The organism is Actinoplanes siamensis (assembly GCF_016862395.1).
Classification (GTDB): domain Bacteria; phylum Actinomycetota; class Actinomycetes; order Mycobacteriales; family Micromonosporaceae; genus Actinoplanes; species Actinoplanes siamensis.
The window spans coordinates 80312-98567 of sequence record NZ_BOMW01000053.1; the positions used below are offsets into that span (position 1 = coordinate 80312).

18 protein-coding genes are annotated in these 18256 nt (G+C 71.9%); 15 read left to right on the forward strand and 3 right to left on the reverse strand.

All coding sequences use genetic code 11. The features are described 5' to 3' along the window. Positions 1-2: 2 nt before the first annotated feature. The gene (locus Asi03nite_RS26405; protein ID WP_203683153.1) at positions 3-281 is read left to right on the forward strand and encodes a hypothetical protein; all 279 of its coding nucleotides are present in this window, start codon (positions 3-5) and stop codon (positions 279-281) included. 146 nt (positions 282-427) lie between these two features. Here Asi03nite_RS26405 and Asi03nite_RS26410 read toward each other — a convergent pair whose 3' ends face one another. Next, positions 428-1429: an ABC transporter ATP-binding protein gene (locus tag Asi03nite_RS26410; protein WP_203683154.1), complete on the reverse strand. Its 1002-nt coding sequence runs from the start codon at positions 1427-1429 to the stop codon at positions 428-430. On the opposite strand from Asi03nite_RS26410, the gene Asi03nite_RS26415 reads away from it, so the two are divergent. The 4 genes from Asi03nite_RS26415 to Asi03nite_RS26430 all read left to right on the forward strand — a co-directional run bounded on the left by Asi03nite_RS26415 (position 1402) and on the right by Asi03nite_RS26430 (position 6284). After that, entirely contained in the window at positions 1402-2124 is a 723-nt protein-coding gene (locus Asi03nite_RS26415; protein ID WP_203683155.1) for an ABC transporter permease, read from the forward strand. The two genes, Asi03nite_RS26410 and Asi03nite_RS26415, sit on opposite strands and share 28 nt — an antisense overlap. After that, positions 2121-2837 carry an ABC transporter permease gene (locus tag Asi03nite_RS26420; protein WP_203683156.1) on the forward strand — a complete coding sequence of 239 codons (717 nt, stop codon included), beginning with the start codon at positions 2121-2123 and terminating at the stop codon, positions 2835-2837. The genes Asi03nite_RS26415 and Asi03nite_RS26420 overlap by 4 nt, the downstream gene beginning before the upstream one ends. A gap of 141 nt (positions 2838-2978) precedes the next feature. Beyond that, on the forward strand, positions 2979-3980 hold the full coding sequence (locus tag Asi03nite_RS26425) for a glycine betaine ABC transporter substrate-binding protein (RefSeq protein WP_203683157.1): 1002 nt from the start codon (positions 2979-2981) through the stop codon (positions 3978-3980). 108 nt (positions 3981-4088) lie between these two features. After that, positions 4089-6284 carry a collagen-like domain-containing protein gene (locus tag Asi03nite_RS26430; RefSeq protein ID WP_203683158.1) on the forward strand — a complete coding sequence of 732 codons (2196 nt, stop codon included), beginning with the start codon at positions 4089-4091 and terminating at the stop codon, positions 6282-6284. A gap of 52 nt (positions 6285-6336) precedes the next feature. Here Asi03nite_RS26430 and Asi03nite_RS26435 read toward each other — a convergent pair whose 3' ends face one another. Next, on the reverse strand, positions 6337-7461 hold the full coding sequence (locus tag Asi03nite_RS26435; protein ID WP_373872168.1) for an NADH-quinone oxidoreductase subunit D: 1125 nt from the start codon (positions 7459-7461) through the stop codon (positions 6337-6339). 225 nt (positions 7462-7686) lie between these two features. After that, the gene (locus Asi03nite_RS26440; RefSeq protein WP_239102936.1) at positions 7687-8682 is read right to left on the reverse strand and encodes an SAM-dependent methyltransferase; all 996 of its coding nucleotides are present in this window, start codon (positions 8680-8682) and stop codon (positions 7687-7689) included. 310 nt (positions 8683-8992) lie between these two features. Here Asi03nite_RS26440 and Asi03nite_RS26445 point away from each other — a divergent pair, with 310 nt between their 5' ends. The 10 genes from Asi03nite_RS26445 to Asi03nite_RS26490 form a co-directional block, all read left to right on the forward strand. Further along, on the forward strand, positions 8993-9850 hold the full coding sequence (locus Asi03nite_RS26445; RefSeq protein WP_203683160.1) for a Rossmann-like and DUF2520 domain-containing protein: 858 nt from the start codon (positions 8993-8995) through the stop codon (positions 9848-9850). After that, complete coding sequence (gene panC, locus Asi03nite_RS26450; RefSeq protein WP_203683161.1) at positions 9847-10680, forward strand: pantoate--beta-alanine ligase; 834 nt, start codon at positions 9847-9849, stop codon at positions 10678-10680. The genes Asi03nite_RS26445 and panC overlap by 4 nt, the downstream gene beginning before the upstream one ends. Continuing rightward, on the forward strand, positions 10680-11105 hold the full coding sequence (gene panD, locus Asi03nite_RS26455; protein WP_203683162.1) for an aspartate 1-decarboxylase: 426 nt from the start codon (positions 10680-10682) through the stop codon (positions 11103-11105). The genes panC and panD overlap by 1 nt, the downstream gene beginning before the upstream one ends. Positions 11106-11303: 198 nt before the next feature. Further along, positions 11304-12239 carry a septum formation family protein gene (locus tag Asi03nite_RS26460; RefSeq protein ID WP_203683163.1) on the forward strand — a complete coding sequence of 312 codons (936 nt, stop codon included), beginning with the start codon at positions 11304-11306 and terminating at the stop codon, positions 12237-12239. A gap of 61 nt (positions 12240-12300) precedes the next feature. Then, positions 12301-13947: an L-aspartate oxidase gene (locus Asi03nite_RS26465; protein WP_203683164.1), complete on the forward strand. Its 1647-nt coding sequence runs from the start codon at positions 12301-12303 to the stop codon at positions 13945-13947. Between the two features lie 55 nt (positions 13948-14002). Then, positions 14003-14860 carry a carboxylating nicotinate-nucleotide diphosphorylase gene (nadC, locus tag Asi03nite_RS26470; RefSeq protein WP_203683165.1) on the forward strand — a complete coding sequence of 286 codons (858 nt, stop codon included), beginning with the start codon at positions 14003-14005 and terminating at the stop codon, positions 14858-14860. A gap of 54 nt (positions 14861-14914) precedes the next feature. After that, positions 14915-15673 carry a type III pantothenate kinase gene (locus Asi03nite_RS26475; protein WP_203683166.1) on the forward strand — a complete coding sequence of 253 codons (759 nt, stop codon included), beginning with the start codon at positions 14915-14917 and terminating at the stop codon, positions 15671-15673. 60 nt (positions 15674-15733) lie between these two features. Continuing rightward, positions 15734-17242: a lysine--tRNA ligase gene (gene lysS, locus Asi03nite_RS26480; RefSeq protein ID WP_203683167.1), complete on the forward strand. Its 1509-nt coding sequence runs from the start codon at positions 15734-15736 to the stop codon at positions 17240-17242. Between the two features lie 104 nt (positions 17243-17346). After that, a complete protein-coding gene (locus tag Asi03nite_RS26485; RefSeq protein WP_203683168.1) occupies positions 17347-17703 on the forward strand; it encodes a histone-like nucleoid-structuring protein Lsr2 in 357 nt (118 codons plus the stop codon). 335 nt (positions 17704-18038) lie between these two features. Beyond that, the coding region (locus Asi03nite_RS26490; protein ID WP_203683169.1) for a Clp protease N-terminal domain-containing protein at positions 18039-18256 on the forward strand (218 nt) is incomplete at its 3' end.

The following is an 18256-nucleotide window of genomic DNA, read 5'->3' on the forward strand; positions in this document are numbered from 1 at the left end:
GCATGACCACGCCCGGCTTCGCCGAACTGGACGCCCTGCCCACCGAAGCGCTGCGGGAACGCGCCTTCGCCAAGGCCCGGGAGAAGCGCGACGTCCGCTTCTTCTGGTCGGTGCTGCGGCACCTGCCGGACGCGGACGAGGCCGCCACGCTCGACGGCGCGCCCAACTCGATCGGCCCGACGGTGGACGAGGCGGTCGCGCTCTTCCGCGAGCTGGAGGGACGTGATCTCGGCGAGCACGAGCCGTTGCTGCGGGCGGCCTTCATCGACTACTTGATCTGATTGCCCTAGCTGATCGCCTCGCTTCGCTCGGCGGCATTTCGCCCCTCGGGGTCGGTGAGGAGAGCACCAAAAAAGACCACGCTTCGCTTGTCGTTCCGGCGCTGTCGTCACCGACGGGCGAAACGCGTGATGGCGCGGTCAAGGCATCAGATCCTCGTTTCGGGTACGGGGGTGTCGAAGACCGCCGTTCGGGTTACCTGGCCGATCGGGTGGCCGTCCTCTGTGACCAGGACCGTGGTGGCGTCCGAGGTGAGCATCACGGCGAGCGCGTCGTGCAGCGTCGCGACGGCGTCCACGGTTGGCAGACCGTCGGCCGGGCCGGTGTACGGGGACATCACGTCCCGCACCGGGGTCACCGCGAGCCGGCGGATCCCGCGGTCGGCGCCGATGAAGTCGCGCACCTCCGCGGACGCCGGCCGGCTCAGCAGTTCGGCGGGCGTCGCGTACTGCAGCAGGCGGCCGCCCTCGGCCAGCACCGCGATCCGGTCGCCCATCCGGACCGCCTCGTCGATGTCGTGCGTGACCAGCACGATGGTCTTGCGTACGGTGGCCTGCAGGCGCAGGAACTCCTCCTGCAGCCGGGCCCGCACGATCGGGTCGACCGCCGAGAACGGCTCGTCCATCAGCAGCACCAGCGGGTCCGCGGCAAGTGCCCGGGCCACCCCGACCCGCTGCCGTTGACCGCCGGAGAGCTCGTGCGGGTACCGCTTGCCGTACCGTGCCGGGTCCAGCCCGACGATGTCCAGCAGCTCGTCGGCGCGCTGGTTGATCCGTTTGCGGTCCCAGCCGAGCAGGCGGGCCACCGTGCCGACGTTCGCCCGGACCGTCTGGTGCGGGAACAGCCCGACGTTCTGGATCACGTAGCCGATCTGCCGGCGCAGCTGCACCGGGTCCTGCTTCAGGACGTCCCGCCCGTCGATGGTGATCGTCCCGCGGGTCGGCTCGATCAGCCGGTTGATCATGCGGAGGATGGTCGACTTGCCGGAGCCGGAGGCGCCGATCAGCACGGCCAGCTCGCCCGCGCGCACCTCGAGGCTGAAATCGTCCACGGCGACCGTGCCGTCCGGATACACCTTGCCGACGTCCGCCAGGGTGATCGATGCCGCGGTAGCGTCCACGTATGTCTCTCCTGTCCTGGGGACCGGCATCGCTGACGCCGGTGGCCGCACCCGCCGATGACGGCCCGGGGAATCCGTGGTTCTCCTGGCGGTACGTCCACGAGAACGCCGACGCCATCGGCCTGGCCCTGCGCTTCCACGCCGGGCTCACCGCGAAGACCGTGCTGCTCGCGCTGGTCGTCGCCGTGCCACTGGCGGTCGTCGCCTACTGGATCAAACCGCTGACCGCGCCGATTCTCGCACTCTCCGGCATTCTCTACACGATCCCTTCGCTGGCGCTGCTCTCCCTGCTGGCCCCGCTGGTCGGCACGACGAGCACCACCTCGGTGCTGATCGCCCTGGTGATGTACGCGCTGCTGGTGCTGGTGCGGAACTCGCTGGCCGGACTCACCCAGGTGCCACCCGAGGTCATCGACGCCGCCACCGGCATGGGGTACGGCCGTCTCGGGCGTCTCCTGCGGGTCGAGCTGCCCCTCGCCCTCCCCGGCATCCTGACCGGACTGCGCCTGGCCACCGTCTCCACTGTGGCGCTCGTCACGGTGGGCTCCCTGATCGGGCAAGGCGGCCTGGGTGATCTCATCCTGGGCGGTTTCCGGAACAACTTCTACAAAGCGGAGATCCTCACCGGTACGGTCCTCTGCGTCGGGCTCGCCCTGGTGCTCGATCTGCTGCTGGCCGGGCTGGGCCGGGTGCTCACCCCGTGGACCCGGGGGCGGGCGGCATGAGCTACTTCCAGGAGGGCATCACCTGGCTCAACGACCCGCTGAACTGGACGAATCCCGGCGGCCTGATGGACCGGCTGATCGAGCACCTGGTGATCAGCTTCTGGGCGGTGCTGCTCGGCTGCGCGGTCGGCTGGCCGATCGGCATCTGGCTGGGGCACCGCGGCCGGGGCGGCGGCGCGGTCGTCACCGTCGCCAACCTCACGCTGGCCATCCCGACCCTGGCGCTGCTCACCATCCTGCCGCTCACCCCGCTCGGTTTCGGCAAGCCGCCGGTGGTGGTCGCGCTCGCCGTATTCGCGGTGCCGCCACTGCTGGCCAACGCGTACACCGGGCTGCGCTCGGTGGACCCGGAGACCCGGGATGCGGCACGCGGCATGGGCCTGTCCGGCGGCCAGCTGCTGCGCCAGGTCGAGCTGCCGCTCGCGGTGCCGTACCTGGCGGCCGGCCTGCGCACCGCGGCGGTCCAGGTGGTCGCCACCGCGGCACTCGCCGCCCTGGTCAACGGCGGTGGACTGGGCCAGATCATCAGCGCCGGCTTCGGAATCGGGATGAGCAACGGCGGTGGAGGCCAGATCGTCGCCGGCGGATTCGCTGTGGCGCTGCTCGCACTGCTGGTCGAGGGCCTGCTGGCGCTTTTCCAGCGTCTGGTCACACCCCCTGCGCTGCGGGCTCGTAAGCGCCGGCGGAACGCTGTGACGGTGACCACCGGATAACGCTCCGGCATCAAAATGTGATCTTGTCATACCCGCACGGTAGGAAAGACGTGAGCATTGCACGGGCAATCGCACTTGGGCTGCCCGTCGGACACGCGGCACCGCCATCCGGGCGGCGCCGGGACACAGAAGGCGGCAGTAATGGCTCAGAGTCTTTTCCGTACGGCCGGAGTTCTCGCCGCGGCCGTCGTCGTCCTTGCCGGCTGTGGCGAAGCCGGCTCCTCGGGCACCGAGGCGCCCCCGTCGGCGGCTGCCGGCGCCGGCGCCGGCTGTGCCCCGGTCCCCGGTGACAAGCTGGTCGTCCTGACCGACGACAAGAAGCTGCAGAACACCGACAACGTCATACCGGCCATCAACAAGAAGGCGTCCAGCCCTGAGTTGATCGCCGCGCTCGACAAGGTGTCGGCGGCACTCGACACGGCCAAACTGATCGAGCTCAACAAGGCTGTCGACATCGACCGCAAGTCGTCCAAGGCGGCCGCGCAGGACTTCGCCACGGCGAACAACCTGACCGCCGGCCTGACCAAGGGCAAGGGCGGCAACGTCACGGTCGGCGCGGCGAACTTCAGCGAGAACGCCACGCTCGGCGAGCTGTACGGGATCGTGCTGACCGCTGCCGGCTACACCGTCAAGGTGCAGCAGATCGGCAACCGCGAGTTGTACGAGCCGGCCCTGGAGAAGGGCGAGATCACCGTCGTCCCGGAGTACGCCGCCACCCTCGCGACGTTCCTCTCCGGCAAGGTGGACAAGAACGCCAAGGACCCGTCCTCGTCCGACCTGGACACCACGGTGACCAACCTCAAGGCGCTCGGTGACGAGCGCGGCCTGACCTTCGGCCAGCCCAGCCAGGCGCAGGACCAGAACGCGTTCGCCGTCACCACCGCCTTCGCCCAGAAGTACGCGCTGACCACGCTCTCCGACCTGGCGTCGAAGTGCTCCGGCGCGGCCACCGTGCTGGGCGGCCCGGCCGAGTGCCCGCAGCGGCCCAAGTGCCAGCAGGGCCTGGTGGAGACGTACAGCTTCCAGGCCGGCCGGTTCGACACCCTGGACGCGGGCGGCCCGCTCACCAAGAACGCTCTGAAGCAGGGCACCATCTCGGTTGGCCTGGTCTTGAGCTCGGACGGCGCGCTCGCCGCGGGCTGAGACGGCGGGGGAGACCCTGTCGACTGACGGTCCGAATGCCGGGTCGGTATGTGCCACTCGGCATTCGGCCGTTTCGTCCCGGGCGCACTCTCGGTAACATCAGCGCCCATGCCGGAACGCGACTCCCAAGCGGGACACAGCGCACGCCTGCTCCGTGGTCTCCTCTGGGCGGGGGTGATCCTCGCCCCACTGGCAGCCGCGCTGGTGCTGATCGGCGGGAGCCCGGGCTCGGTGCGGTTCGCGGTGCTGCTGATCGCGGTCAGTGTCGTGCTGATCGGTGCGTCGGTGCTGATCCGTAGCGATCCGGTGCTGCTCCGGATGGATGTCGAGGACCGCGTCGCGGAGGAGATCGACCGCCTTCGCAACGACCTCACCGCCGAGATCTCGGCACAGTCGGCGGCCGCCATGGCCGCCGGCCCGGGTTCGCACCGTCCACCGTTGAACCCGCGCCAGCCCGGCGGCGGACGCGCCCGGGTCGCGGTCGGCGCGGCAGCGCCCGGCGGTTACGGTCCGCAGTCAGGGCGAGGCGCTGAGCAAGGCGCCGACTTCGGTGAGGCGGACGGCTTCGGCCCGGACAGCGGCTTCGTCCCGGAGGGTGATTTCGGCCCGGGTCCGAACGGCTTCGCCGTGGACAACGCTTTCGGCCCGGACAACGCTTTCGGCCCGGACGGCGACCCCAACGGCTTCGGTCCCGACGACGACCCTCAGGGGTTCGGTCCGGACGGTGGTCCGGACGGCTTCGCGCCGGACGATCCGAACGGCTTCGCTCCCGGCGCGGGGGCCGGCGACTTCGGCGCAGGCCCGGCAGGACGCCCGGGTGGAGGGCACGGCGCCACCTTCGGGCCGTCCGGACGGGTGCCGCGGGGCGGCTTCATCGAGCAGCCCGGCTACGATGACCAGCCGGCCTTCGACGACCCGCAGGGCTTCGACGGCCAGCCCGGCTACGACGGCGACCAGCCCTTCGGCGACCCGCCGTTCAACGGCCGGCGGGGGATGAACGGCCGGCCGGGCTTCCACGGACCCGCCGGGATGAACGGTCAGCCCGCTTTCGACGAGCCCACCACCTACGGCCCAGGCCCGGACGGCTTCGACGCCGACGGCTACGACGACCAGCACAGCGACTTCTTCGACGGCTACGCCGAGGAGAACGAGCAGAACACGCGGACCGCTCCGGCCCGCGCCAGCGGTGGACGCGCAGCCGTCGCCGGCAGCGCCCGCCCGATGTCACCCGGCGGTCCCGCCGGTCGCGCCGGCCAGGCGGGCGCCGGTCGCGCGTCAGCGGCGGTCCCGACCGGCCCCGCCTCGGTCGGCGCCGTCCCGGTCGGATCGGCTTCCGTCAACGCCGTCCCGGTGGGTTCTGCTCCGGCCGGCGGCCCGGTGGGCTCCGCTTCGGTCGGCACCGGCCCGGTGGGATCCGCTTCGGTCGGCGCTCCGGTTGGCGGCCCGGCGGTTCCTCCGCCACCGCCCCCCGGCACCGGCCCGGTGCCCCGCCAGCGGGGAGCTGCCCCGGCCCCGGTCGCCGGCCCGGCCCGCGCCTCGGTGACCCCGCCCGCTCCCGCCGGCATGCCCGCGCAACCCGGCATCCCCGGGCAAGGCGGTGTCTACGGATCCGGCGGCCAGCCCGTCCAGCGGCCCTCGCGAGCCGCCGGAGCCGCCCGTCCCGGTCCCGCGGCTGCCGGCCCCGGCAACGCCGCCGCTGCTCCCGGGAACACGGCTGCCGGTCCCGGGAACGGGGCTGCCACTGTCCCCGGCGGAGCCCGCTCCGGGCCCGGCGGTGCTCGCCCGGGGGCGGCGGCCGTTCGTCCGGGCGCCGGCACCGCTCGTCCGGGCTCGGGCGCTGCCCGTCCGGGAGCCGGCGCCGCCGGCACCGGAGGCGCCGCGCCGGTCCGTCCCGGGTCCGCGGCCGTCGCGTCCGTCCGCCCTGGATCCGCCGCGGCAGCGCGCCCCGTCCCCGATGCCGCTGTCCGCCCCGGCGCCGCCTACGGACGCCCGGAAGCCCCCGACGGCGACTTCGGCGCCTCCAACGGCTACGCGGGCGGGAACGAGCCGATCGACGACTACGCCGCCGACGACGGATACGGCCCCGGCAACGGCTACGGCCCCGACAACGGTGGCTACGCCCCGGACAACGGCTATCCCGGCCCGGACGGCGGCTACGACTCCGCGAACGGCAACGGCCAGGGTGACTCGGGCCAGTACAAGGCCCGCCGCCACCGCCCCTCGGCCAACGACACGAACGTCGGCTCCCTGGCCGATTTCGCCAACATGCCCGGCTACCGCGACGACGCCCAGGCCAACTGGTGACCGCACCGGCCGGCCGCTGACCGTGCCGGCCGGCCGTGTCAGGGGCGGCCGGCTACTTGTCGATGTCTCCGACCACGAAGAACATCGAGCCGAGGATGGCGATCAGATCCGGCACCAGGCATCCCGGAATGAGCGTCGCGAGCGCCTGCACGTTGGCGTAGGAGGCGGTCCGCAGCTTGAGCCGCCACGGCGTCTTCTCCCCCCGGGAGACCAGGTAGTACCCGTTCACCCCGAGCGGATTCTCGGTCCACGCGTACGTGTGTCCCTCCGGCGCCTTCACCACCTTGGGCAGCCGCACGTTCACCGGCCCGCCGATCCGGTCCACCCGGTCCAGGCACTGGTCGACCAGGTCGAGCGAGACGAACACCTGCTCCAGCAGCACCTGGAAGCGGGCGTGACAGTCACCGGCGGTGCGCGTCACCACGGGGACGGTGAGCTGGTCGTACGCCAAGTAGGGCTCGTCCCGCCGGATGTCGAAATCCAGACCGCTGGCCCGGCCCACCGGCCCGGACGCGCCGTAGGCGGCGGCGTCGGCCGCCGACAGGACGCCGACCCCGACCGTCCGGGCCAGGAAGATCTCGTTCTGGTGGATGATCTTGTCCAGATCCGGCATGCGCCGCCGGACCGCGCCGACCGCCTGCCGCGCGCGTTTCGTCCACCCGGCCGGAACCTCCTCCTTGAGGCCGCCGACCCGGTTGAACATGTAGTGGATCCGCCCGCCGGACACTTCCTCCATCACCGCCTGCAGCGTCTCCCGCTCGCGGAAGGCGTAGAACATCGGCGTGATCGCGCCGATCTCCAGCGGGTAGGAGCCGAGGAACATCAGGTGGTTAAGCACCCGGTTCAGCTCGGCGAGCGCCATCCGCAGCCAGACCGCCCGCTCCGGCACCTCGATGCCCATCAGCCGTTCGACCGCGAGCACCACGCCCAGCTCGTTGGAGAACGCGGAGAGCCAGTCGTGCCGGTTGGCCAGCATGATGATCTGCCGGTAGTCGCGCACCTCGAAGAGCTTCTCCGCGCCGCGATGCATGTATCCGACGATCGGCTCGCAGGCGAGCACACGTTCGCCGTCCAGCGTCAGCCTCAGCCGCAGCACGCCGTGCGTCGACGGGTGCTGCGGCCCGATGTTGAGGACCATGTCGGCCGTTTCCAGCCCGGCCCCGGTCCCGACTGTCATCTCCCGCAGCGCGTCCGTCACACCAGGCATCGTCGCACGGCCGCCGCTTTCCGGTCCGGGCCGCTTTCCCGCAAAACGCGATTCGGCGGTACGACCGGGGCAGCCCCCGGCCGGCGACCGCGGCCGCGCAGCCCGGCCGGGGGACAGTGACCGTCCGGGCCGCCGGTCCGGGGCGGCCCCGGCCGGTGGACGGTCATCGCCCAGGCAGCCCGGCCGCGGTGGAGGTCACGACGGGGAAGCGGCTCCCGGCTGGGCCAGTGACACGTCGACGCCGATCGGATGCCAGAGCCACCAGTGCCCACCGAGACCGGCCGGCGCGGTCAGCTCGGCGGCCTCCCCGGCACCGGCGAGCGCCCGCAGATAACCCGCCGGATCGCTACCGGCCAGCGCGAGCGGCGGCCGGGCCCCGCTGACCCCCAGCCGCCGCAGCGCCTCCCGCTGGCGGACCAGCTGGTACGGCCGGCCGGTGGCCCGGGCGGCGGAGTCCATCGCGACGTGCGCGGTGACGTCGCAGCTCCCGTCCGGCGCCGGCGGCACCTGGCGGCCGTCCCGGTACCCGGTCAGCGTCCCGAGCACCGGCCGCTCGTCCTTGCGATGGCCGTAGTCGACGCACAGCGCCGCCCCGCGCCGTACCCGCTCGACCGCATCGGCCCAGGCCGCGTCCCGGCTGGCGCCGATCTCGGCGCGGCCCGCCCCGGGCCACCACCGGGCGGTCCAGAAGATCTCGGCCGGGTCCGCCGCCGCACCCAGCGTCTCCGTCCCGGTCCGCCGGTCCACCAGGACCTTGCGCAGGCGGCCGGACCCGTCGCGCTCGACCACGTCCAGCGGCACGTTGTCCAGCCACTCGGTCGCGATCAGCAGCCCGGTCACGGATTCCGGCAGCTCCCGCGTCCACCGGATGCGCGGGTCGAGCCCGTCGGGCCGCCCGGCCAACTCCACGGCGACCGGCCGCACCCGGTCCGCGAGGTCCCCGGGCAGCAGCACGTGCAGCGCGGTGAGCAGCTCCCCGCGTCCGGCGCCGACGTCCACCAGGTCGAACCGGGCCGGCCGCCCGAGTGCCAGGTCGACCTGTTCGACGAGCCGGGCCAGCGCGCCGGCGAACAGCGGTGAGGCATGCACACTCGTCCGGAAGTGATCGGCGGGTCCGGTCCCCGTCCGGACGAAGAACCCGTCGTCGCCGTAGAGCGCGGCCCGCATGGCCAGCCGCCAGCCGATCCCCACCACGTGCCCACCCTAGGGCGGCATCGAGATGAGCCGGGAAACGGGCCTCGGAAACGAACCTCCGGCGGGGCCGAATATGGGTGATCGCCGGATGAAGGTCACGGAAGTGGCGAAAAGGCTGGGTACCGGGCTACGACGACGCCCGCCGGGAATCGGGTCCGGGGAATACGCGCGAGGGCGCTCAGTGGACCGTCGCGCCGGCCGAACGGGGAACGAGCGGCGGTGCGCTTCTTCACACGCGGTTGCTACGGGCGTGCCGGGACGGCGCATACTGGCGCTCGACCGGTACCCGATCACGAGGACTGGATCCATGAACGCATTGACCATCGGCGTCGTCGGCGCCGGGCGGGTCGGGGCGGTGCTGGGCGCGGCGCTGAACGCCGCCGGGCATCGCGTCGTCGCCGCGGCCGCCGTCTCCGGGGCTTCCCGGGAGCGGGCCGCGCGCCTGCTGCCCACGGCCGCCGTGCTGCCGGCCGACGAGGTCGCCCGCGCCGCCACCGATCTGCTGCTGATCGCCGTCCCCGACGATCACCTGGCGGGTGTGGTCGCCGGGCTGCACCGCACCGGGGCGCTCCGCCCGGATCAGATCGTCGCGCACACCTCCGGGGCGCACGGGCTGGACGTCTTCGGCGGGGTGCCCGGCCTGGCCCTGCACCCCGCGATGACGTTCACCGGGGCGGACTCCGACCTGGAACGGCTGGCCGGCATCGCCTGGGGGGTGACCACCCGGGACCGGGCGTTCGCCACCCGGCTGGTCGCCGACCTGGGCGGCGTGCCCGAGTGGATCGCCGAGGACGCCCGGCCGGTCTATCACGCGGCTCTCGCGCACGGGGCGAACCACCTGGTCACCCTGGTCAACGAGGCGGCCGACACGCTGCGCGCGGCGGGTGTGGGCGAGCCCGCGCGGGTGCTCACGCCGCTGCTGACCGCGGCGCTGGACAACGCGCTGCGGCTGGGCGACGCCGCGCTGACCGGGCCGGTCTCCCGTGGGGACGCCGGCACGGTGGCCAAGCATCTGGACCGGTTGCCCGCACCGGCCGTACCGGCTTATCTGGCTCTGGCCCGGCGCTCCGCGGACCGCGCCCTCGCGGCCGGACGCCTGCGCCCGCGGGACGCCGCCGCCCTTCTCGAGATCCTGTCGCCGGAGAAGGTGGGTAGCCCGGTATGACCCAGGTGGCGCACACCCGCGACGAGCTGGTCGCCGCGCTGGACGGGGCGGGCGGCGAGGTCGCGGTCGTGATGACGATGGGTGCGCTGCACGAGGGGCACGGGAGGCTGATCCGGACGGCCCGCCAGCGGTCCCCCTTCGTGGTCGTGACGATCTTCGTCAATCCGCTGCAGTTCGGGCCGGGCGAGGACTTCGAGAAGTATCCGCGGACGCTGGAGGCGGACCTCGGGGCGTGCCGCGCCGAGGGCGCCGCTGTGGTCTTCGCGCCGGGCCGGGACGACGTCTATCCGGGCGGGGCGCCGTCGATCACGATGAACCCCGGGCCGCTCGGCGCGATCCTGGAGGGCGCGAGCCGGCCGGGGCACTTCTCCGGCATGCTCACCGTCGTCGAGAAACTGCTGCGGCTGACCCGCGCCGACGTCGCCTACTTCGGCGAGAAGGACTTCCAGCAGCTGGCGCTGATCCGCCGGATGGTGCTCGACCTGGAACTCGGCGTGGAGATCGTGGGCGTCCCGACCGTACGGGAAAGTGATGGTCTGGCCCTCTCCAGCCGCAACCGCTATCTCTCGGAGCAGGAGCGGAAGTCCGCGCTGGCGCTCTCTCGCGCTCTGCGCGAGGGCGCCGGGCACAGCGATCCGGCCGCCGTGCTGGCCACCGCCGGCAAGATCCTGGCGGAGGAGCCGGGGGTACGCCTGGACTACCTCGAACTCACCGGCGCCGACCTGGGCGACGTGCCGGACGAGGGTCCGGCCCGCCTGCTGGTGGCCGCCCGGGTGGGCGCCACCCGCCTGATCGACAACGTTCCGATCGTTCTCCGGAAGGAAGCCTGATGCTCCGCACCATGCTGAAGTCGAAGATCCACCGGGCCACCGTGACGCAGGCCGACCTGCACTACGTCGGCTCGGTGACCGTGGACCTCGACCTGCTGGAGGCGGCCGACCTGCTGCCCGGCGAGCAGGTGGCGATCGTCGACGTGACGAACGGCGCGCGGCTGGAGACCTACGTGATCCCGGGTGAGCGGGGCAGCGGCGTGATCGGCATCAACGGCGCCGCCGCGCACCTGGTCCACCCCGGCGACCTGGTCATCCTGATCTCCTACGGGCAGATGGACGACGCCGAGGCGCGCGCCTACCAGCCGCGGGTGGTGCACGTGGACGCCGACAACAAGGTGATCGAGCTGGGCGCCGACCCGGCCGAGGCGGTCGCCGGGATGGCCGACGGGCTGATCCGCGGGGACCTGACGCTGACCCGGTAGCGATCGTCTTGTCCATGCGGGCCGCCGGGATCCCGGCGGCCCGCATGGTCGTGCGTCCCGCCCGCGGGTCCGCGGGGTGGTCCGTTCGGATACGCCCGGTGGCGCGGCGAACCAGCGATTATCCGGATCAGAGCCCGGCACCCCGTCAAAAATCCTATAGTGGGCGAATCGGATACGGGTGTGGGAGAGGCTTGTCTCATGCGACGCTGGCGTGCCCGATCAGGCCCCGGCCTCGGCTTCGATCTGGCCGCCACGCTGGGCGTGCTGCTGCTGGTCGCCGCCGGGTGCGGAAACCCCGGCAACGTCGACGGAGACCTCACCAACGACTGGGGCGCGATGGCCCCGGCTACCGGGTTCGAGCCGATGGCCGACACCTGCCACCTCGCCAACTTCGCGGCGACCGGGCCGCGGGCGACCTACGAAGAGGTCGACTGCTCGGTGCGGCACCGGACCGAGACGACCTTCGTGGGTACGTACACCGGGGAGGCCACGGACGCCGACCAGCCGCCGCCGGAGTCCTCGGCGGCGGCCCGCGCGGCTTACCGCACCTGCGACCAGAAGACGAGCACGTACGTGGGCGCGCCGTGGCGTACCGGCCGGCTCTGGATCGGCGTGACGCACCCGTCGCCGGCCGCCTGGAGCGGCGGCGCCCGCTGGTTCCGCTGCGACGTGGTGGAACTCGACTCGATCGAGGACGACGGCGCCCTGGTCGAACGGCAGGGCAGCCTGCGCGGCGCGCTGGACGACGGCTCCGGCCTGAAGCTCGGCTGCTACGCCGTCAAGCTGGGCAGCGGCGGCGCCATCGACAGCATGCCGGCGGCCCCGTGCACCGCCAGGCACAACGCCGAGTTCACCGGGGTCTGGGACGCTCCGGCTGACGCGGCGTACCCGAAGGGGAAGGCGGCCTGGGAGAAGTTCCACGACGGCTGCCGGACCGTGGTGGCCGCCTACACCGGTGTGCCCGACGACAAGGACCTGGAGTTCCGCACCGGGGTGATCTCGCTGCCCGGCAACGCGGACGTGTGGATCCAGGGCGACCGCGGGGTGCGTTGCTACCTGTGGCTGGACGGCGCCCAGCTGACCACCTCGCTGCGCGGCAAGGGGACCAAGGCGCTGCCGGTGCAGTACAAGTAACGGCGGCCACTGACGGCGCCCCCGCCGTGATGGGTGCCCGGGGGCGGAGTGTACTGACCACATGTCACCTCTCGCGGATCTACCGGCCCTGCCGCGGCGGCTCGCCGCCGCCGAGCCCGGCTGGAACGAGACCACGGACGTCGTCGTGGTCGGTTCCGGCATCGCCGGCCTGACCGCCGCGCTGCACCTGCGCGAGCGGGGCCTGCACGTCACGGTGGTCACGAAGGTCAACATCGACGACGGTTCCACGCGCTGGGCGCAGGGCGGGATCGCCGCCGTCCTGGACCCGCTGGACACCCCGCGGGCGCACGCCTACGACACCGAGATCGCCGGTGTCGGGCTGTGCGATCCGGAGGCCGTGCGGGTGCTGGTCGAGGAGGGGCCGGCGCGGATCCGGGAGCTGATCCGCCGGGGCGCCGAGTTCGACAGGCACCCGGACGGCTCGCTGATGCTGACCCGCGAGGGCGGTCACCGGGCGGACCGGATCGTGCACGCCGGCGGCGACGCGACAGGCGCCGAGGTGCAGCGCGCGCTGCACGCCGCGGTCCGCCGCGACCCGTGGATCCGGCTCGTCGAGCACGCTCTGGTGCTGGACCTGCTGCGGGCCGCGGACGGCCGGGCCTGTGGGATCACCCTGCACGTGCTGGGCGAGGGCTCGGAGGACGGCGTCGGCGCCATCCTGGCCCGCGCGGTGGTGCTGGCCACCGGCGGGATGGGACAGATCTACGCGTCCACCACGAACCCGTCGGTCTCCACCGGGGACGGCGTGGCGCTCGCGCTGCGGGCCGGCGCCGCGGTCACCGACGTGGAGTTCGTCCAGTTCCACCCGACCTCGTTCGTCACGTCCGGGCTGAACTCGGTGCAGCGGCCGCTGATCTCCGAGGCGCTGCGCGGCGAGGGCGCGCACCTGGTCGACGAGAACGGCACGCGGTTCATGGTGGGCCAGCACGAGCAGGCCGAGCTGGCCCCGCGCGACGTGGTCGCCAAGGGCATCTACCGGGTGCTCCGGGCCACCGGGGCGGACCACGTCTTCCTGGACGCGCGGCACCTCGGCAAGGAGTTCCTGGAGGGTCGCTTCCCGACGATCATGGGATCCACCCGGGCGGCCGGCGTGGACCCGGCGACCGAGCTGATCCCGGTCGCCCCGGCCGCGCACTACGCCTCCGGCGGGGTCCGCACCGACCTGCGCGGCCGGACCAGCATCCCCGGGCTGTACGCCTGCGGCGAGGTGGCCTGCACCGGCGTGCACGGCGCCAACCGGCTGGCCAGCAACTCACTGCTGGAGGGCCTGGTCTTCGCCAAGCGGATCGCCGACGACATCGGCGCGGACCTGCCCGCACAGGCCGAGCCGGCGCGGACCGATCCGGCCCCGGCCTGGGTGGCCGACCCGGCCGTCCGCACCGAGCTGCAGCGGGTGATGACCCGCGGCGCCGGGGTGCTGCGCTCGGCCGACTCGCTGGACACCGCGGCCAAGGAGCTGGCCCGGCTGGCCGAGTCCCGCGCCACGCCGAACACCGCGGCCTGGGAGGCGACGAACCTGCTCACCGTGGCGGCGGCGCTGGTGGCCTCGGCACGCACCCGGCGGGAGACCCGCGGCTGTCACTGGCGCGAGGACTACCCGACCGCCGCCGACGAGTGGCGCGGCCATCTGCTGGACTCGATCGACCGCGACGGCGGCCTGACCCAGACGTTCCAGGAGATGGCGTGATCGACCGCACCGCAGCGAAGCAACGACCGGCAGGGCACGCTCAGAAAGGCACAGTGTGATCGACTTTGGATTGGACTTCGCGGAGGTCCAGCGGATCGTGCTCACCGCGCTCGCCGAGGATCTCGGTACCCCGCCGCGCGACGTGACCAGCGAGGCCACCATCCCGGCCGGCCAGGTGGACACCGCCGAGCTGGTGGCCCGGGCCGACGGCGTGGTGGCCGGTCTGCCGGTGGCCGCAGAGGTCTTCGCGGTCACCTCGCAGGGGCGCGCCGAGTTCCAGCAGATCGCCGGCGAGGGCGACCGGGTCGGGCGTGGTGACGTGCTGGCAGTGGTGACCGGGCCGACCCGGGCTCTGCTCACCGCCGAGCGCACCGCGCTGAACCTGATCAGCCGGCTGTCCGGGGTGGCCACCCACACCCGTCGCTGGGCCGACCAGCTGGCGGGCAGCAAGGCGACGGTGCTGGACACCCGCAAGACCACCCCGGGGCTGCGGTCGCTGGAGAAGTACGCGGTGCGCGTCGGCGGCGGCACGAACAAGCGGATGGGCCTGTACGACGTCGCGATGATCAAGGACAACCACAAGCTGGCCGCGGGCGGCATCACCGCCGCGTACCGGCTGGTCCGGGAGACGTTCCCGGAGGTGGCGGTGCAGGTCGAGGTGACCACGCTGGCCGAGGCGCGGGAGGCGGTGGCGGCCGGCGCCACGTTCCTGCTCTGCGACAACATGACGCCGGAGCTGCTGGCCGAGGTGGTGGCCGCGATCGGCGGGCGGGCCGAGCTGGAGGCCACCGGGAACCTGACCCTGGCGACCGCGGCGGCGTACGCGGCGACCGGGGTGGACTTCCTGTCCGTGGGCGGGCTGACGCACTCCTCGCCGATCCTGGACATCGCGCTGGACCTGCGTGCGCGGTGACCGGGCTCAGCCCGTACACAATGGGGGTCTTGATTTTGACTCTTAGGGGCATCCGTGCTGCTTTGCATTGACATCGGTAACACGAACACCGTGCTCGCCACGTTCGACGGTGACAAGCTGGTGCACAACTGGCGGATCAAGACCGACGCCAACTCGACGGCCGACGAGCTGGGCCTGATGTTCCGCGGGCTGCTGGCCGGCGACGCGGTGGAGATCACCGGGGTGGCCGCCTGCTCCACGGTGCCGGCCGCGCTGCGGAACCTGCGCACGATGCTGAAGCGGTACTACGGCGACGTGCCCAGTGTGATCGTCGAACCGGGCGTCAAGACCGGCGTGCAGCTGGCCATCGACAACCCCAAGGAGGTGGGCGCCGACCGGGTGGTCAACACGCTGGCGGCGCACGCCCTCTACGGCGGACCGTCGATCGTGGTGGATTTCGGCACCACCACGAACTTCGACCTGATCAGTGCGAAGGGCGAGTTCCTCGGCGGCGCGTTCGCCCCGGGCATCGAGATCTCCTTCGACGCGCTCGCCGCCCGCGCCGCCCAGCTGCGCAAGGTCGAGCCCACCAAACCGCGCTCGGTGATCGGCAAGAACACCGTGGAGTGCCTGCAGTCCGGGCTCTACTACGGTTTCGGCGGTCAGGTGGACCGGATCGTGGAGCGGATGGTCGAGGAGATCGGCCCGGTCCGCGCGGTGATCGCCACCGGCGGGCTGGCCTGGCTGGTGAAGGACGAGTGCCGCACGCTGACCGCGCACGAGCCGATGATCACGTTGATCGGCCTGCGGATGGTATACGAGCGGAACGTCTGAGCCGGGCTGAGTACGCTTTCCTGGTCCTTGTTCCAGCCCACATCCACAGGAAGACGTGCCGTGACCGAGCAGAACGCGCCAGTGACCGACCCCGCCGAGGACCTACCCGAGCAGATGAAGGTCCGCCGGGCGAAGCGGGACCGGATGCTGGCCGACGGCGTCGCGCCCTACCCGGTCACCGTCCCGCGGACCGTCACCCTCGGCGAGATCCGTACGCGGTACGCGGAGCTGCCCACCGACACCGCCACCGGTGACCAGGTGAGCGTCACCGGCCGGGTGATCTTCGTCCGGAACGGCGGCAAGCTCTGCTTCGCGACCCTCCGCGAGGGCGACGGCACCGAGCTGCAGGCGATGCTCTCGCTGGACCGGGTCGGCGCCGAGCGGCTGGACGACTGGAAGCGCCTGGTCGACCTGGGCGACCTGGTCGCCGTCACCGGTGAGGTGATCACCAGCCGGCGCGGCGAGCTCTCCGTTCTGGCCGATTCGTGGTCGATGACCGCCAAGGCGCTGCGTCCGTTGCCGGTCGCGCACAAGCCGCTCTCCGAGGAGACCCGGGTGCGGCAGCGTTATGTGGATCTCATCGTCCGGCCGCAGGCCAGGGACACGGTGCGTACTCGGGCAACCGTGGTGCGTAGTCTTCGCGAGTCGCTGTTCCACCGCAATTATCTCGAGGTGGAAACGCCGATGTTGCAGTTGCTGCACGGTGGCGCCACCGCCCGCCCGTTTGTGACGCACAGCAACGCGCTGGATACCGATCTTTATCTTCGGATCGCCCCGGAACTGTTTTTGAAGCGGGCCGTGGTCGGCGGCATCGACCGGGTCTTCGAGATCAACCGGAACTTCCGTAATGAGGGTATGGACTCCACCCACTCCCCGGAGTTCGCCATGCTCGAGGCGTATCAGGCGTATGCCGACTACAACGTGATGCAGGCGCAGGTGCGGGAGTGGATTCAGGAGGCCGCGCAGGCGGTCTCCGGCTCGCACGTGGTCACCCACTACGACGGCACCGAGCTCGATCTGGGCGGCGAGTGGAACCAGATCACGCTGTTCGGCGCGATCTCCGAGGCGCTCGGCGAGGAGGTCACCATCGGGACCGACCTGGCCCAGCTCCAGCGGTACGCGGAGAAGGTCCAGCTCGGCGTCGACCCGAAGTGGAGCGCCGGGAAGCTGGCCGAGGAGCTCTTCGAGCATCTGGTGCAGCACACCCTGCAGCAGCCCACGTTCGTCCGGGACTACCCGGAGGAGACGGCGCCGCTGACCGCGCCGCACCGGGAGACGCCCGGCCTCACCGAGAAGTGGGATCTCTACGTGGCCGGCTTCGAGCTCGCCACCGCGTATTCCGAACTCGTCGACCCGGTGGTCCAGCGGGAACGGCTGCACGCGCAGTCGCTGCTGGCGGCCGGCGGCGACGCCGAGGCGATGCAGCTGGACGAGGATTTCCTCCGTGCCATGGAGTACGGAATGCCGCCCACCGGCGGCATGGGAATGGGAATCGACCGGCTCTTGATGGCGCTCACCGGCCTGGGCATTCGGGAAACGATCCTGTTCCCGTTGGTCCGCCCGGAGTAGCCGCTCGTCAATTATCGCCCCCGCCATTGACGGGCGATGTCCCCCTGGCGTTATTGTTCTCCCATTGCGTGGGAGAGAACCTGTGTTCGGGAGGATAACGGCGCGTGGCCAAGCAGATCATTCACAAGCTGGTCGATGACATCGACGGCGGCGACGCCGACGAGACGGTGAAGTTCGCGCTCGACGGTATTCAGTACGAGATCGACCTCTCGGAGAAGAACGCCGCGGAATTGCGGGAGGTCTTCGCTCAGTACGTCAGCGCAGGCACCAAGGTGGCCCGGGGCGGTGTGGTCGTCGGCGGCCGCGCGGCTCGTGGCCGCGGTGGGGCGGCGGCCGACCGGGAGCAGAACAAGGCGATCCGGGAGTGGGCCAAGAAGGCCGGCTACGACATCTCTGACCGCGGGCGCATCCCGCAGGAGATCGTCGACGAGTACCACGCGAAGGGCCCCGGCCGGGCCTGAGCTCGCGACGGAGAGGGCGTACCGATGATCGGTACGCCCTCTCCGTGCTTCCGGCCCGGCGACGAGCCGGCTTCAGTACGGTTATCCACAGGGAGGGCAGTGTTGTCCACAGGCTGTGGATCGGCGCGATTTCGCTGTACGCGTACACGTTCGGGTGGGGGAAGAGCCGCTGAGCGTGCGAAGTTGGCTAAATCAACGTCGCGGATCGTTCCGAGGGGCTGCGAGGGCCCAGCGGATGCTCCCGGCGGCGATAGAGTTACAGCACGGGCATCACCGATGCCCGTGCGCTGGCCCCGCCAGTTCATTGGCGCACGGCACGTGAGGAGCACGAGGGCATGTTCGAGCGGTTCACCGACCGAGCGCGACGGGTTGTCGTCCTGGCCCAAGAAGAGGCCCGGATGCTCAACCACAACTACATCGGCACGGAGCACATCCTGCTGGGTCTGATCCACGAGGGCGAGGGCGTCGCCGCCAAGGCTCTGGAGAGCCTGGGCATCTCCCTCGAGGGGGTCCGGCAGCAGGTCGAGGAGATCATCGGCCAGGGTCAGCAGGC

Bases quoted from the DNA above. Each gene is read 5' to 3' on its own strand.
- Asi03nite_RS26405 (WP_203683153.1), top strand. From the start codon at position 3: ATGACCACGCCCGGCTTCGCCGAACTGGACGCCCTGCCCACCGAAGCG.
- Asi03nite_RS26415 (WP_203683155.1), top strand. From the start codon at position 1,402: ATGTCTCTCCTGTCCTGGGGACCGGCATCGCTGACGCCGGTGGCCGCA.
- Asi03nite_RS26410 (WP_203683154.1), bottom strand. From the start codon at position 1,429: ATGCCGGTCCCCAGGACAGGAGAGACATACGTGGACGCTACCGCGGCA.
- Asi03nite_RS26420 (WP_203683156.1), top strand. From the start codon at position 2,121: ATGAGCTACTTCCAGGAGGGCATCACCTGGCTCAACGACCCGCTGAAC.
- Asi03nite_RS26425 (WP_203683157.1), top strand. From the start codon at position 2,979: ATGGCTCAGAGTCTTTTCCGTACGGCCGGAGTTCTCGCCGCGGCCGTC.
- Asi03nite_RS26430 (WP_203683158.1), top strand. From the start codon at position 4,089: ATGCCGGAACGCGACTCCCAAGCGGGACACAGCGCACGCCTGCTCCGT.
- Asi03nite_RS26435 (WP_373872168.1), bottom strand. From the start codon at position 7,461: ATGACAGTCGGGACCGGGGCCGGGCTGGAAACGGCCGACATGGTCCTC.
- Asi03nite_RS26445 (WP_203683160.1), top strand. From the start codon at position 8,993: ATGAACGCATTGACCATCGGCGTCGTCGGCGCCGGGCGGGTCGGGGCG.
- panC (WP_203683161.1), top strand. From the start codon at position 9,847: ATGACCCAGGTGGCGCACACCCGCGACGAGCTGGTCGCCGCGCTGGAC.
- panD (WP_203683162.1), top strand. From the start codon at position 10,680: ATGCTCCGCACCATGCTGAAGTCGAAGATCCACCGGGCCACCGTGACG.
- Asi03nite_RS26460 (WP_203683163.1), top strand. From the start codon at position 11,304: ATGCGACGCTGGCGTGCCCGATCAGGCCCCGGCCTCGGCTTCGATCTG.
- Asi03nite_RS26465 (WP_203683164.1), top strand. From the start codon at position 12,301: ATGTCACCTCTCGCGGATCTACCGGCCCTGCCGCGGCGGCTCGCCGCC.